This window comes from Sphingobium sp. KKT206, from assembly GCF_055640555.1.
On the sequence record NZ_CM145764.1, the window covers coordinates 2,717,818 to 2,731,399 of the forward strand.

Here is a 13,582-nt window from a genome sequence, read left to right on the forward strand (position 1 = left end):
GATTGGAAACCTCCCTACCAATGGTGGAGCGGCAGTCCGTCGACGTCACTGCCGTCACAGTCGAAGAGCAGGAACTGGAAACCGTGCGCGCGGCCGAAGGCGATGAGCCGCAGCAGATCCTGCGGCAATTGCGCACGGCGGTCATCATCAATGGCGCGCGTCGGCACGAACCAGCCATAGACCGAAGCCGCGATGTCGATCGGTCGATCACTGGGCGGCCAGGACGCCCATTTATCGAGGCATGAGGCGGTATGAACCGTCAGATGGGCGGTCGATAGTACACAATAGCGGCCTTGCTCGATCGATCCGGCAACAAGGGGAGACGGGTGTGCGACGGACGCAATACGCATGCGGTCCTTCGTGCAGCTTTCCGACGGATGACATTCGAAATAGATTGATATCGCTTCTGTGTCGGACAGGGTATCCGGGTCGCGCGCGTCGTCGATCTCGCTCCAATATTCACGGCAATAAGCAGCGATTTCCGCGATGAGAGCCATTTCATTCGCCGCGACGTGGATGTTCATTCCATGCCGATGTTCAATCACTGCTGTGTGGACCTCTATCGGCCATGGCAATGGGCAAGCGGCGATCGCGTCTTCGCTGACGCTGATAGCATTGATCACGGCGTAACGTGCCGGTGGATCCAGAGTATCGGGCGCTATCAGGGCAGCGCGCGCCTGCGCGAGAAGCGCGAGATGGCCGTCGCGGTTGGAGGCGGGGTCATTTCCTATGGGCGGAGTCGAAGTGACTGGGGCGCTGGGGCCGCGTGCCTTTCCGCGGATTACCGGATGGCGAGGATCCGACCAGTCGATCGCGTCCGCAATCCAGCGGGGCACAAAATCCCAGTCGAACGACAACGGATATTCGCCTTCAACCGCGCGCCATGCGGCCTCGACCGCCTCGACCCAGCCTACTACCACAAAGCGTAGCGCCGCAGTGCCCAGCGCATCGATACTTTTGCCCATAGCGAGTGCAAGATCGATGGCATGGGGCGCGGCCGTTGGGTGGTCGCGAAGCTCGATGACGGCCTCCCATAGGCACGCGGCGGTTTCGAGATGGGATAATGTGTAGCGGGTCATGGAGATGGCTCCAGGGGAGGTGGCACAGCGCCCACGGTTCGGACAGCGGCTGAATCGGCACACCCGTCCCAGGATTCCGGCTCGGAAGTTCTGTCATCGAGATTGATCGCAGATCATGATCAGGCCGTGCGGACAGTGGCGGTTCGGCTGAGGTCAGGAATGCGCGCATCGTCATAGACGCTGTTTACCGACATCTGCAGCGCCTGTTGCTCCGCAGCAAACCAGGTGGATGCAGGAACGGTGTAAGTCTCGGTGGCATATCGCTCGCCGCCGCTGAAGAAGGCGATGTCGACGATAAATTGCGGCAGGGGAAGGGACGAATGGGCGCGCATGGCGGCATCCTTTCATGACAATGGCCACCCCGGCGCTTGACCGGGATGGCGAGGAAGAAGGTGGAGAAGGCATGAGAGCGGCGGCGCCGGGCCTCAAAGCGCCTGTTCGAGCAGCTTTCTGGCCTTGTTTTCCAGGTCGAGGCGGCTGTCCTGATGCGGCTTCGATCGGGCCAGCGCCGTTATACCCTGGACGAAATCATAGATGGATTCAGGCGGACGGCCTTCCTCGGCCAGCACGGTCTGGATGATCTTTGCCGTCTCGGCCCTGGAAAAGCCGCGTTTGCGCAGGAAGGGTTCGCGCTCTTCCTCCTTGCGCGCGACGATCCGCTCGCGAGCGGCCTTGATGCCGGAGATGAAATGCGAGGGCGAGGAGTTCGCGAAATGCTCGAGCGCGGGCGCGGCCTGATGGGCAAAACGGGTGCCGGCGAATTTCGAGTGGCGGATGTTGACCTCCTCGAAATTCTCGACGCCCCACAGACACCGGTTGGCGCACACACCGCGCAGATAAAAGGTCGCGATCCCGAGGGTTTTGGACCCGACCTCACTGTTCCAGGCGTAGAACCCTCGGAAATAAAGGTCGGGATCGCCATTCGGAAGTTTGCCAGCCTCGATAGGGTGCGTGTCGTCCACGAGGAACAGGAAAATGTCCCGGTCCGATGCGTAGAGCGTGGTCGTCTCCCTGGTGATATCGACATGCGGGTTATAGGTCATGCTGGCCCAGTCGATCGTTCCGGGCACCTTCCAGCGCGTGTCGCCGACGCCATCGCCGGCAAAGGCCATCACCGCCTGGACCAGTTCCCAGTCGAAGATCCTGCCATATTCCGACCCGGTAGCCGCCCGCAATTCGGTGCGACCATTCTCGGTCTGGAGCAGTTTGACCTGCTCGCCCCGGTGGTTGCTCAACCCATGCTGCAGGTTGATGCCGGCAAGCGCGGCAGGAAGCTGGCGCAGATAGGAAGCCGGAGCGCCGACGAGACTTGCCACCTGGCCAAAGGACCAGTTGGTGGGTACAAGCGGTCGATCATCGCCAGGCGCCACCAGCATCAGCCGTTCTGGATTGTCGCTTTTCGCCTCGACCCGGATCGACCGGCTTTCAACGATACGCGTGGTCGCACGGTCCGCGCGGCCGCGCACGGCATCATAGAGACTGGTCAGCGAGAGATATTTCTCGTCGTCGGGACGGGAGAACCACTCGGACGATACGCGGCTGCTCATGCGTCCGCGCGAGACATCGATCCGATAGGGCGCCGTGACGCGGGGGCTTTCGTTCATGGGGGCAAGGGTCGCCATGGAAATCGTCTCCTTGAGATGCAGAGCGACAGGTGCTTCACCGCCCCTGTCACATCCCCGCCCCTCCCTTTCCTTTCGCGTGCCGCGATATCGGCTTCACGAGACCCCGACCGGCGGCGGCAGGTACGACGGCGGCTTGTATGTTTTACAAACTGGCGTATATGTTCAACGAAAGGAGGCCATGATGGCGACGAAGCACGAAGATCATCTGTCCCAGCGACATGGAGCGGTCGTGGCCGCTGCCAAGGCGGCGGGTTTGCTGTCGGGCACGAACAGCGCGGTCGGCGCCCGTGTCCCGCGTGAACTCATCGATCGCGCCAAGATGCGCAGCGGCATCGCCTCGACCACCGATCTTGTCGAATATGCGCTCGCCAAAGTGGCGCTTGAGGATGATTTCGGAGCCAGGCTTGTGCGCCGAAAGGGCACAATCCCTGCGGATATTGCGCTTGGGATTTGATTGCAAGGCCTCGTTGCGCAGGATCAGGCCGCAGCGATCTGGTGCCAGGCTGTCGCGACGACCCGAAGAGGCATTGCCGCTTGTTCACAAGGCAGCTGTCATAGGCCGCGAGCTTCTGCTCGACACGTGCGTCTATATTGATGTGCTTCAGGGCAAGACACCGGTTGAAGTAGATTGTTTGCTGGAAAACCGGATCGTCAATCATTCCTGCGTGGCGCTTGCCGAGATGACCCACCTGATGGGCGCGCTCGATCCGGCCGACAAACGCACCGCGTCGGTCCTCAAGACGCTGGGACGGACAATCGACGATATCCCGGAGCATCGTCTAAGCGCCCCCTCCTCCCGCATGTTCGCAGAGGCCGGTATGCTGGCAGGCATGGTCACACGGCTTTGCGGCCAACCGCATTCGATCACCCTGCTCAACGACGCCCTGCTGTTTCTGCAGGCGGCGGCGACCGGCTGTGACCTGCTGACAGGAAACCGGCGCGACTTCGATTTACTGGATCAGATCATTCCGGGGACGGGCGTCATCCTGTATTGACCCGTCACATAGGCACGGGAAACCGACCATGCTCGCGACCGCCAGGATCGGTCAGGCAACATGCCAGCAGCACCAGCGTTCAGCGGCCTGCCGTGGACTGAGCAGGCCATGATTGTCGGCAGACCATGTACGGAAAGAAGGATCGAGCGCGAGCCCCTGATCGGCGAGCCGGTCGATGACGTCCTGCATGAAGCGATCGACTGGAGCGATGGCCGCCCCGGCTCGAGCATGAGCGACCGCAGCCTGAAGTTGCGTCAGCATTTTCTCGGCTTCATCGATCGAAATATCCTCGATCGCACGCATGCCGCCGCGCGGTCCGCAAATGGCCAACGTTATGATTGCCGTGCCGGACGGAATCCGGCCCAGGGCGTCGATATGGACATGTCGGGACATGCCAATCTCGTATGATGTCAGGCGTGAGAAGGTCAGAAGAGGCTCAACTGTCGCGGCATGGATCGCTGCGATGCCCTTGCTTCGCGCGATGGCGGAACGGCATCTCGCGGTGGTGATGGCGGACCTGCCTTCTTGGTAGCATGTGGCGCCGCCGCGGCCAGAGGCTCGTGACATCGACGAACGGCGAGCCGGGCATCCCATCCACCCAGAATATGGGCCGGTGTGCTCAGGAATCCTTTTGCCATTCGTAGAGAAGGTGATCGTCGGGACCATATTGCGAACCGATGGCGATCCGGACAAGGCGACCATCGCAGGCAAAGGCAGATGCCCGGGGAAACGAAAGGTAGGAACGACCTTCGAGGATAAGGTCGCCGGAGCGCACTTTCGTGATTTCGCGGGTCGTTCCGAGAAGACGATGACCGGCGGGCGCGTCGATCAGCTTCAACCGGTCACCTGCTTTGATGCGCTTCTTGAACGCCGCCAACGATATGACTGGGTCGACGGGGTTGCGGATACCCTGACGTTTTGCCAATGCCGCCCAATAAGCCTGGCCGATGCGGACCTCGCAGTAGAAACTGCATGACCAAAAATCCTGCAGCGGATTGGTCCGCGTGAACCCGAACCGTTCCATCTGATCGCGCACCTCGCCAATACAGGCGTCTTGCGCTTCACGGCCGGTGAGGTCGTCAGGTGTATCAAGGATTTCCGCGATGACCTTGCGTCCGCCCGCAAATGTCTCGGTGCGGATTGCAAAGCTGGTGCCGGTAAAATGCTGGGCGAGATGGCGTTCGATCCGGGAGGCGAGCGATGACAACGCTTCGACGGCGCGGTAGAGATCGCCTTCATAATGGAAATTGCCGCGTTCGTCATGGTCGGTATGGCTATAAAGGCGCGCGGACGCGCCCGGCGCGTTAGCGTCGGTCATGATATCATCCTTATGGCTCGATCAGATTTTGAGGGGCGGGTGCGTCAGGCCGACGGCACTTCCATTGAGGGAGGCACGCTGTGGTCGGCTTCAGTTCGGGCAAGAGCCCAGTCGAGATAGCCAAGACGCGTATCGCCGTTGGCGACTTCGGCCTGCCAAGCGACAGAAGGATATTGTGGATAGTCGATCCATGGATCATGCGGTTCCACCGATGGCGTCATTGCAGATCGGCCCAACCGGCGCGCCACTTCCTCCTGGGTGCTGGCAAATTCGACATGATCGGCAAATATCGCGCACCATCCTCCGCCAAAGGCGTCGCGACGTGGGCGCGAACAGCCATAGCTCCAGTCGAACCCGACAGGCGCGGTCTGCAAGCTCTCCTGGCAACAGCGTCGGATGAGTTCAGCAATCGGACCTGGTTGGAAGTCGGTCGTGCCATAAATGGCGACAATGCACTCGGCTGCACCCGCAATCTCGATCTCAGCCCCGAAATGCGGGAAGTCGGGATCATCGAAGATTTCGAGCAGGCCGTTGAACGGATTGGCGAGATCGGTCGGCATGAAGGCGGCGAGGAACTCAGCGCTCGGTTCCCCCGGGGCAAAATCACCCAACAGGTCGGACGCGTGCTGCCACGCCTCCTCGATCAGCGCGCCTTCACCGGCCGTGCAGGTAAACGCGAAGGAAGCTTGAACATAATGGTCAGCCATGCACCAGCTCCATCATTGCTTCATCGTTCGGTTCTTCATCGACGAGCACCAGCGGCGGCGGGTTCTGGCGCGCAAGCTGGTAGTCAGTTTCGATTGCCGCGATGCCTCCCAATTCCCGAATGCGTTCGATCGAGAAGAGCTGCTGGTCATCTTCGGTCGTCAGATAGTGTCGCGGTTCGCCATGGCCCCTGTAAATGACGCGGACAGAGGGGAAGGTTCCTGCATATCCGCCCGACCATCGGACATAATGAAGGCCAAGACGTCGACAGCGTTCTTCGATTCTCCCGAAGCATCCATTGGCCACTTCGTGATCCATCAAGGTGAGAGGATCATTTATGGGAAGACAGGCGGGATCGAAGGGCGTTCCGTCCCAGTCGACAGCCGCATTGTCGTTGCCGATCGCCTGAACGAGAACGGGGTATTGCGGACGGGGACGCACACCGCCTATCATGATATGCGCGGATACACGGTCGGCCATGACATGCCTTTCGTAGTTACTGGACTCCAGTCGGTCTCCCCCTTCTCACCCCCTCCCCTTTCCTGGACCGTATGACCGTTACTCATTCCTGCCTTGCATGAGCTGTGGTTTCCCGTTTAGCTACAGCGCAGTTCCAGTCCGGCGAAAACCGGCATCCTCCATTCATTCCTCAACCAGGAGTCCTTTCGTGGCCGATACCGAACAGTCTGATTTCACCGCAATGACGGTGCAGTTACTGAGCGCCTATTTCTCCAACAATCAGGTTCCAGCCGGCGACATCGCCGGCATCATCGAAGCGACCCGCGGCGCGCTCGAACGGAAGACCGAGGTGGAAGTGCCAGCGGCCCCCGATCATGTTCCTGCTGTATCGATCCGCAAGAGCCTTGGTTCACGCGAGCACATCATCAGCATGCTTGATGGAAAACCGTACAAGACCCTCAAGCGGCATCTGGCAGTCAACGGGCTGACACCCGCCGAATATCGCGAGCGCTATAATCTTCCCAAGGATTATCCCATGGTCGCGCCTGCCTATTCGGAACAGCGGCGCATCGTCGCGCAAAAGCTCGGCCTTGGACGGCGGGTTGTCGTGAAAGCACAGGATGCTGCTCCGGTGGTGGAAGCATCACCCGTAGTTGAGGCGACACCGGTTGTCGAAGCCGCGCCGGTTGTCGAAACCGCGCCGGCAGTTTCGACGGAAGCTAAGCCCAAGCGCGGCCGCGGCAAGGCGGCCGCTGCCAAACCCAGCGAACAGGCCGAAATCGTATCGTCCGAACCTAAGCCAGAACCTTCGACTGTGCCTGCAAAAGCGGAGGCCGCGACAATAAAGCCTGCCAGGAAGAAGCTGGGCGTACAAACGACACCGCGAACTGCGAAGGCCACGACAGCGGCCCTGAAAGAGCCGTTGGAACCCGCAGTATCAGAGCCTGCAAAGGCCAAACCCGCCAAGCCAGCTACCGGGAAAGAGACAACTGGAAAGGCCGCGACGCCAAAGGCTGCGGCAGCCGCTAAGCCGAAAGCCGCAAGGCAACGCGCATCTGCGGAGGACAAAGGCGCTGCTAAGGTAGCAGCACCAGCGTCGACGGAGTGATATCCTGGACGAGGTGCGCCATAACAAGCCGCACCTCGTCTGTTCGATGATCAAGCAGCGCCTCAACAGCAGTAAGGCAAATCTGATCACACATGCGATGCCATGATTGTTCTTCGGGATATTCTGCCAGCCAGCGTCAGACATCATGATGCCATGAGCGGGCGATAGCCTGTTTCATCGTTCATCTCTTCCTCCCAAGCAATTATCCGGAAGTCGTCCAGCGTAACGCCGCAATCCTCCAGCATCCGGGCGGCCAAGTGCGGATTTTCCGCCACCGCGTCCGCGAGGTCGCCAGCTTGGCCGCGATACGTTTCGTGCCAACCCCAGCGATCATCGTCCTGTAGCGAAGGATCGCGCTCGATCACCAACAGGGAAGCGTCGAGTTGCAACATGGCGGCGAGCAGCTTCTCGCAATGGTCGACGTTAAGCGTTTCCCTCGGCCCATGCTGGCCATGATAGCCGACCGACAGGTTGGTGCATTCAGGGACAATGCCGGCATATTCGTTGGTGTCAGTATAGACCCCCGTATCGTCAGGCCGATAGCGGAAGCCTGGATTAAGGTCATTGAGAGCGGACGCCAATCTAGCAGCAAAAGCGTCCGAGCATGTTCGCCCGTAGCTCTGATGGGTGATGACGTCGCTGAGGCCGGCACGGTCGAAAGCGATTGCTGCGTCGATATCCTTCAGCAGATCCGGCGTATTGCGCGCAATCCAGTGCGATCCGAGGCAGCCTTGCTCTTCGCCGCGATGGAACAGGTAAAGGCCGGGGCGGCCTGCCGCGATCATGTTGAGCATGATCCATATCCCGGCCCCATCGTCGGCACCGAGCGACATGCCGGCCTTGCCCTTACACAAGCTGGCGATATCGAGTTCATCAATGCCTACGTCCTGCTGTCCGCCGCGTGCAGCGACAGTATCGACATGAGAACTCCACATCACCCGAGGTCTATCCCCGATGGTCAGTATCCGGTTGCCGAAGGCATCGGCCTTCATACCAGGAATCCGATCGAGATATTCCTGGCAGAAGGCGCGTTCGACGGGGCTGTTATGAGGACGTGCCCAAGACAGGATTTCGAGCAGGCCGGTCCGGCCTGCAACATGATGATAGGTCATGGGATCAGGCTCCTGCTTGGGAAGCGGCGGCGCTCGATAGCGGCGCTGTCATCGCGATGGCGGGAAAGCGGCTTCCGGGAATGCCAGGCGACAGGTGGTTCTCGCCCGGTGAGCATGAACCATCGTGCGGCTTATCGACATCATGCCGGAGCGCTTCGCGACGAAGGCGCTCTGCCTCGTCTCGCTCACGCTCTAGCCTTGCGGCTCGGGCGCGCTCGCCAGCGGCCTGCCACTTGGCGACGTCCGCATGGATCGCCGCCATTTCATCGTGGAACTGGCGGTAAGCAAGGATATGCGCATTGGCGCAAGAGGTATCGTCATCGTCAAACGGCTCGGGGAGATGGTCGTCGGACAGCCATTCGCCATGATATTCGGTGAGGTCCTCCATGTGGAACCAACCGCCGGAGCCATCGCATTGGCGGCAGCAACGGCTGATCCACCATTGGCAGCGATCTTCGAGATAGACGGCGCCGAACGCCACTGCATCTTCTTCAATTATGCTATGCGAACTGTCGTCCGCATAGACGGTGATGAAGTTTTCGTCGTCACTATAGTGGCACTCGTTATGCTCACAGAAGCTACTGTGGTTGTGGAAGCAACTGTAGCACCATTCCTCATATCCACCGCCACTGAGATATACTGAATCATAGGGACTGCCGTCACTGTCGCAATGCGGACAATACCAAGGGTCGTTTGCCAGCCCGGTCGTACTCTCACAGGAGATACTACCGTGGCCGATAACGAGATATTCGCCATCATCGGCAAGGTCGCCACCTGCGTCGATATACGGAACGACAAAATGGTCATCATCCTCGATGCGTCGGATGCGAGCGCCGTTCAGGCTGCCTTCGGTGTAGCCGGCGCCCTCAAGCAATAGCGTCAGACGGGAGACATCTCCATAGATTCTGGTGTAGATTTTACGGCTTGGCCAAATGACGCTGCGGGCTTTGGCGTCCTCGCGCGATCCAATATAAGCGAGAGCTGTGTCCGGCCCGGCATAAACGCGTGTCGGATGACATGAGCTATCAAAGCCGCACGCCGTATGCGCCATGCAGCTGCTGGGGCCGCCGACATAGACGTCTTCGATCTCGTCTGCGTCCTGGGTTATCTTGAGCGTGTCCTCCTGTAACTGGACGGACAATCTGGCGCACCAGCCTTCTATCGCGTTGTTGTCCAGATGCTCGCAGAAGAAGCGGTTAAGGTAGCGACCCGGCGACATCACCAGTTGGCGATCCATTGCCCCTTTTGCGGCATTTTCGGTGAATGCGATTTTACCCGCCTGCTCCATTGAGACATGGCAAAAATGCGCCTCATGCTTCGACTGGTACCAAGGTTCGTCGTGCCAGGGTGTCGGTTGATACGTACCGTCGGCAAAGCGGAGCTTCTCGCGAATCTGCCAGTCGAGGTCGCCAATCTCCGCGCCGACAAGCGCGACACGGAACCCGACATCAGGCGCGCGCTCGACAAGCCGCTGCAGGGCGGCTTGCGCATCTTCAAAGCTCGACCACACATATTGCTGATCGCCATGTGGTGCATAGTTGAATTCGATCGTTACCGGCCGCCAATCGGAAGCCGAATAGGGAGACAGGATTTGGAATTGTGCCATGGACGTGACTCCACGCAGCCGGGTGCAGCGGGCACGGGCTGGATTGTTGGGCTAGGATTGCGGGGCTCAGCGAGGGAGCGGCTGCACGTCGACTATAGTGCCGACGGCCAAACCTCGGTTCGTCTCAAATGGATAAGCCGGAATTTTCCAGGGGGCGCTACGCCGCGGGAGGATCCAGCCCGATCCGGCTCTCCTTTTCCCGCTCTCCTTCATTCCGTCCCCTGACTTTGCAGGAAGGATAGATCAGACCCGGTGACGGGGGATCGGCTCGAGGCTATGGAAGAGCATGGCTATTCCACTCGACTATCTCGGCGAACTCGATCGGCTGCTGCTTGATCAAGGCGAGGATTGCATGCTGCTGTCGCAGCTGGACGGTTTCCTCACAGGGATACTTGTCAGTCCCGACCTGCTTGCACCAAGCCAATGGCTGAAGATGATCTGGGTCGGCGAAGACGGCACGGGCATGCTGGATTTCACCAACCTGGGCGGTTTCCAGCATTTCACAGACCTCGTCATGCACCATTATCATGTCATCCTGGCCTGCCTGGGTCAGCCGGGCAGCTTCGAACCCGTGCTGGAGATCGACACACGGTCGGACGAGACATTGTGGGAGATGTGGATCGAGGGTTTCGGACAGGCGATGGATCTTGCCCCTTCGGGCTGGCAGCGTGTCCTCAATGACGAGGATCCCGGTTGCCGCGCCGCGATAGAGGGTATTCGCGAACTTCGCTCGTTTGCCGATGGGACGAAAAAGTTGACTCTCACTGCGGAAGACCAATGGGATCGGGAAGCACCTGACCTGATCCCGATTTGGGTCGAGATGCTGCACCAGTGGCGAATTGAAAATGACCCCTACCGACCGGTCACCATCAAGCGCGAAAAGACAGGGCGTAACGATCCATGTCCCTGCGGGTCAGGCGCCAAGTATAAGAAATGCTGCGGTCTGAATTAAATGATCGCGGACAACTGCGGGCGCGGCATGACCGTCAGCTGGGTCTTCCTCTGCGCGCTTCCAAACCCGTCAACCCGATGAAGTTAAACGGCGATCGACATCCGCCCCGGCTGAAATCGTCTCCGACAAAAGCAGCAGACACGTTCGCTCTTTCACGTGCCGACCGCAATCATCCGGGCATGCCCTCATTGCCATAAAGAAAGTCCTGGCTACGTGCCGCTTCGGGGCCAGTTGTCGTCTTGGCTGTGGCGGCCAAGCGCACCTCTTCCAGCCAAACGCGGCGGCTGGCCCTGTCAGTAGGCATATTGACCGGAACAAGACGGACAGCAGCGTGCCCCTCACGGGTCAGGATGATTTCTTCCCCTGCTTCCGAGCGCCGAACAAGGTCGATGAGTTGGCCTGCCGCATCAGGTATGGAAATATGCATAGGCCATTATTCCTGGCGATTAAGGGCAGCGGCTCATTTTAGACAGTTGCACAGTTACATCCAAGGCCGAAACCGGGGGCGGGGACTAAGCCGTGCCCCCGGCCATGTTCAGGCGGCTTGCGCGAAGCTTTGGTCGCCTTCGTTGCCACCTTCCTTGTTCACCATGTCCGCCAGGTCGTGGTCGCTATTGTCGGGCGAGGTCAGCTCGTCGCCGCTTTCGGGGGCGGCGAACCGCATTTCCTCGGGCAGCCAGGCGAGCGCCCGTTCCTGGAGTTCGGGCTCGATGATGACATCGCCACCGAACAACCGCTCGGCCGAGGCGGCCAGATCGTGCTTCTTCGACCCGGAATAGCGTACCCGCAACTCCAGTCCGCCAATCTCCTCGAACAAAGCGAGGATGCCAGGCTTGGTCAGCTTGTCGAAATAGGTGAGCGCCGTCGGCCGCCACCAGGCAGCGACATCGATCCCGAGCTTCCGCCCCAGATGATCGAGAAAGCCTGCCTCGCGTTGTCCGGCAGGAACGGCATGAAGCGTGCGTGCGATCACCCATCCGAGCCAGGCCGCTCGTGCATCGTCTGGCAGCGCGCAGAAGGCGTCGTAACGATCTGGAACTGCCGGGTGGTGGAGCCAGCTCCGATCAAGCGCCCCGTCAAGCTTCGTCCATTCACCCGCCGCCGCTGTTTCCGGCTTGAAATCGGGCAAGAGACGGGAAGGCACCGAAGCCCGCAGATCGCTCGGCATGTCGAAGGCCGCCAGGCGGGATTCACGATCGACCATGATGAAGGTGCCGAGATCTAACGCGAACGCGGGATCACTGGCGACGTGGACCGCAAGAAGCTCAGTCTTCATCATCGCCAGCATTTCGCGAAGGCGCAGGCTCATCACCGGGCGAGCGTTTTCGGCAGCATCGTTCTCCTGCGTTTCAACGCTGGCATTATCGTCGCCCTCGTCGCCTTCATCATCGGCCTCGCCGCTCTCCTCGTCAGACGCCGGCGCGATATAGAGTTGATGATGGATTTGCGGTGTGCCGTCTTGGCCGAGCACCACATAGCCTAGAGCGGTCGCTTTCTGCTCAGGATCGATCACAACCTCGCGCTCTACGATCGCCGTGAGTTCCGCCTGGAGGGCAGCATAGCGCTGTTCCTCATCCTCTTCCGGCTCATAGGCCTCGTTTTCGGCGAGCAGTTCGATCTCGGCAATCTCCTCCTCAATCTCCAGTTTACGCGCTTCCTGCGCCTGCGTGAGCGGTTCGGCGACGCCGGTCAGCGGTTGCATCGCATAGGTCTCCATATAGGGGATTCGCGCGCCGGTGACGATGCGTACTTCCCCCAGGCCTTCACGCTCGCGGAGTGCCTCGGCGTGCGCGGCGAGTTTCGTCTCCGCCAGATCATCGAGAATATGGGTGTCGATCCAGCGCTCGTCCGCTGCAGTGGAGAACAGGTCCGCGTCCTCTACACGGCCACCTGCCGCGATATAGGAATCCCGCCCGACCAGCAGGGCCTTGGGATCGGTTGCGCGATAGCTGTAGCCATTGAGCGCCCGCCGGATTTCATTCACATTGTCGCGGGAATAGCTGCCTCGCAACGTCTCCCAGATCGCCGTCTGACGGGCGGTGTCCGCGGTCGTCGCATAGGCCTTGGCCACGTCGAGCGTGATTTCGTCAGCCTCGAGCGCATCGAAGATCGGCTGGGCGAGGTTCGCGAGACGCAGGCGCCCGACAACAAAGCGTTCCTCGATGCCAAAGCGCTTGGCGATCTCCGCCGTGCTGCGGCCCTCGACCTCGATCAGATCGCGAAATGCCAGACAATCTTCGGCAGGCGACATCTGCAGCCGGTCATAATTTTCAGCAAGGCTGATTTCGCGGCCGTCCTTCGCTTTGGCAAGAACAAGGACGGGGACCTCATAATCGGCAGGCAGCGTTCCCTTCTCGATCAGGCGATGGATCGCATCGAGGCGGCGGCCACCGGCAGTGATGCGATAATGACCTTTCTTACGGGAGACCGGCACGCCGACGAGATTCTGGATAAGTCCATGCCCGGCGATGCTGGCTTCGAGTTCAGCGTCAGCGCGCGGATCGGTCCGCTTGCGCACATTGACGGGCGACTTGGTGAGATGGGTTGCCGGGACGAGGATGGATGGCTTGGTCATGCAACAAACTCCGCAAAAGCTGCGGCCCGCACATCGAACCGCGCATTC

General features: G+C 60.1%; 15 protein-coding genes. 4 read left to right on the forward strand and 11 right to left on the reverse strand.

Going from position 1 to position 13,582, the window contains the following annotated elements; all coding sequences use genetic code 11:
* Positions 1 to 14: 14 nt before the first annotated feature.
* The 3 genes from ACZ2HM_RS13180 to ACZ2HM_RS13190 all read right to left on the reverse strand — a co-directional run bounded on the left by ACZ2HM_RS13180 (position 15) and on the right by ACZ2HM_RS13190 (position 2,701).
* A complete protein-coding gene (locus tag ACZ2HM_RS13180) occupies positions 15 to 1,079 on the reverse strand; it encodes a DUF5983 family protein (protein WP_470425406.1) in 1,065 nt (354 codons plus the stop codon).
* Positions 1,080 to 1,198: 119 nt separating this feature from the next.
* Entirely contained in the window at positions 1,199 to 1,411 is a 213-nt protein-coding gene (locus tag ACZ2HM_RS13185) for a hypothetical protein (protein ID WP_470425407.1), read from the reverse strand.
* Positions 1,412 to 1,504: 93 nt separating this feature from the next.
* Positions 1,505 to 2,701, reverse strand: a complete 1,197-nt coding sequence (locus tag ACZ2HM_RS13190) for a DUF932 domain-containing protein (protein ID WP_470425408.1) — start codon at positions 2,699 to 2,701, stop codon at positions 1,505 to 1,507.
* A gap of 184 nt (positions 2,702 to 2,885) precedes the next feature.
* Here ACZ2HM_RS13190 and ACZ2HM_RS13195 point away from each other — a divergent pair, with 184 nt between their 5' ends.
* Both ACZ2HM_RS13195 and ACZ2HM_RS13200 read left to right on the forward strand, forming a co-directional pair.
* On the forward strand, positions 2,886 to 3,158 hold the full coding sequence (locus ACZ2HM_RS13195) for a hypothetical protein (RefSeq protein WP_019052737.1): 273 nt from the start codon (positions 2,886 to 2,888) through the stop codon (positions 3,156 to 3,158).
* Positions 3,159 to 3,369: 211 nt separating this feature from the next.
* Complete coding sequence (locus ACZ2HM_RS13200; RefSeq protein ID WP_470425409.1) at positions 3,370 to 3,699, forward strand: hypothetical protein; 330 nt, start codon at positions 3,370 to 3,372, stop codon at positions 3,697 to 3,699.
* Between the two features lie 51 nt (positions 3,700 to 3,750).
* Here the strand turns inward: ACZ2HM_RS13200 and ACZ2HM_RS13205 are convergent, their stop codons facing one another.
* The 4 genes from ACZ2HM_RS13205 to ACZ2HM_RS13220 form a co-directional block, all read right to left on the reverse strand.
* Positions 3,751 to 4,092 carry a hypothetical protein gene (locus ACZ2HM_RS13205; protein WP_470425410.1) on the reverse strand — a complete coding sequence of 114 codons (342 nt, stop codon included), beginning with the start codon at positions 4,090 to 4,092 and terminating at the stop codon, positions 3,751 to 3,753.
* A gap of 226 nt (positions 4,093 to 4,318) precedes the next feature.
* Positions 4,319 to 5,017: a hypothetical protein gene (locus tag ACZ2HM_RS13210; RefSeq protein WP_470425411.1), complete on the reverse strand. Its 699-nt coding sequence runs from the start codon at positions 5,015 to 5,017 to the stop codon at positions 4,319 to 4,321.
* A 44-nt stretch (positions 5,018 to 5,061) separates the two neighbouring features.
* Positions 5,062 to 5,724 (reverse strand): hypothetical protein, encoded by a 663-nt coding sequence (locus tag ACZ2HM_RS13215; protein WP_470425412.1) that lies wholly within the window; start codon positions 5,722 to 5,724, stop codon positions 5,062 to 5,064.
* Entirely contained in the window at positions 5,717 to 6,202 is a 486-nt protein-coding gene (locus ACZ2HM_RS13220) for a hypothetical protein (protein WP_470425413.1), read from the reverse strand. Before ACZ2HM_RS13220 ends, ACZ2HM_RS13215 begins: the two co-directional genes overlap by 8 nt.
* A gap of 187 nt (positions 6,203 to 6,389) precedes the next feature.
* Between ACZ2HM_RS13220 and ACZ2HM_RS13225 the strand changes: the two genes are divergently transcribed.
* Positions 6,390 to 7,289, forward strand: coding sequence for a Ros/MucR family transcriptional regulator (locus ACZ2HM_RS13225; protein WP_096063883.1), 900 nt, complete (start codon positions 6,390 to 6,392; stop codon positions 7,287 to 7,289).
* A gap of 143 nt (positions 7,290 to 7,432) precedes the next feature.
* Here the strand turns inward: ACZ2HM_RS13225 and ACZ2HM_RS13230 are convergent, their stop codons facing one another.
* Positions 7,433 to 8,401, reverse strand: coding sequence for a M28 family peptidase (locus tag ACZ2HM_RS13230; protein ID WP_096063882.1), 969 nt, complete (start codon positions 8,399 to 8,401; stop codon positions 7,433 to 7,435).
* Between the two features lie 4 nt (positions 8,402 to 8,405).
* Positions 8,406 to 10,007, reverse strand: coding sequence for a hypothetical protein (locus ACZ2HM_RS13235; protein ID WP_043152333.1), 1,602 nt, complete (start codon positions 10,005 to 10,007; stop codon positions 8,406 to 8,408).
* Between the two features lie 286 nt (positions 10,008 to 10,293).
* Between ACZ2HM_RS13235 and ACZ2HM_RS13240 the strand changes: the two genes are divergently transcribed.
* Positions 10,294 to 10,959, forward strand: a complete 666-nt coding sequence (locus ACZ2HM_RS13240; RefSeq protein WP_470425414.1) for a UPF0149 family protein — start codon at positions 10,294 to 10,296, stop codon at positions 10,957 to 10,959.
* 169 nt (positions 10,960 to 11,128) lie between these two features.
* On the opposite strand, the gene ACZ2HM_RS13245 is transcribed toward ACZ2HM_RS13240, so the two are convergent.
* Positions 11,129 to 11,386: a type II toxin-antitoxin system Phd/YefM family antitoxin gene (locus ACZ2HM_RS13245; protein ID WP_096063880.1), complete on the reverse strand. Its 258-nt coding sequence runs from the start codon at positions 11,384 to 11,386 to the stop codon at positions 11,129 to 11,131.
* A gap of 108 nt (positions 11,387 to 11,494) precedes the next feature.
* Positions 11,495 to 13,534: a ParB/RepB/Spo0J family partition protein gene (locus tag ACZ2HM_RS13250; RefSeq protein ID WP_096063879.1), complete on the reverse strand. Its 2,040-nt coding sequence runs from the start codon at positions 13,532 to 13,534 to the stop codon at positions 11,495 to 11,497.
* Positions 13,535 to 13,582 lie beyond the last annotated feature (48 nt).

What these genes read in the sequence shown, in the direction of transcription:
- ACZ2HM_RS13180 (WP_470425406.1), bottom strand. Translation starts at nt 1,079, where the DNA reads ATGACCCGCTACACATTATCCCATCTCGAAACCGCCGCGTGCCTATGG.
- ACZ2HM_RS13185 (WP_470425407.1), bottom strand. Translation starts at nt 1,411, where the DNA reads ATGCGCGCCCATTCGTCCCTTCCCCTGCCGCAATTTATCGTCGACATC.
- ACZ2HM_RS13190 (WP_470425408.1), bottom strand. Translation starts at nt 2,701, where the DNA reads ATGGCGACCCTTGCCCCCATGAACGAAAGCCCCCGCGTCACGGCGCCC.
- ACZ2HM_RS13195 (WP_019052737.1), top strand. Translation starts at nt 2,886, where the DNA reads ATGGCGACGAAGCACGAAGATCATCTGTCCCAGCGACATGGAGCGGTC.
- ACZ2HM_RS13205 (WP_470425410.1), bottom strand. Translation starts at nt 4,092, where the DNA reads ATGTCCCGACATGTCCATATCGACGCCCTGGGCCGGATTCCGTCCGGC.
- ACZ2HM_RS13210 (WP_470425411.1), bottom strand. Translation starts at nt 5,017, where the DNA reads ATGACCGACGCTAACGCGCCGGGCGCGTCCGCGCGCCTTTATAGCCAT.
- ACZ2HM_RS13215 (WP_470425412.1), bottom strand. Translation starts at nt 5,724, where the DNA reads ATGGCTGACCATTATGTTCAAGCTTCCTTCGCGTTTACCTGCACGGCC.
- ACZ2HM_RS13220 (WP_470425413.1), bottom strand. Translation starts at nt 6,202, where the DNA reads ATGGCCGACCGTGTATCCGCGCATATCATGATAGGCGGTGTGCGTCCC.
- ACZ2HM_RS13230 (WP_096063882.1), bottom strand. Translation starts at nt 8,401, where the DNA reads ATGACCTATCATCATGTTGCAGGCCGGACCGGCCTGCTCGAAATCCTG.
- ACZ2HM_RS13235 (WP_043152333.1), bottom strand. Translation starts at nt 10,007, where the DNA reads ATGGCACAATTCCAAATCCTGTCTCCCTATTCGGCTTCCGATTGGCGG.
- ACZ2HM_RS13240 (WP_470425414.1), top strand. Translation starts at nt 10,294, where the DNA reads ATGGCTATTCCACTCGACTATCTCGGCGAACTCGATCGGCTGCTGCTT.
- ACZ2HM_RS13245 (WP_096063880.1), bottom strand. Translation starts at nt 11,386, where the DNA reads ATGCATATTTCCATACCTGATGCGGCAGGCCAACTCATCGACCTTGTT.
- ACZ2HM_RS13250 (WP_096063879.1), bottom strand. Translation starts at nt 13,534, where the DNA reads ATGACCAAGCCATCCATCCTCGTCCCGGCAACCCATCTCACCAAGTCG.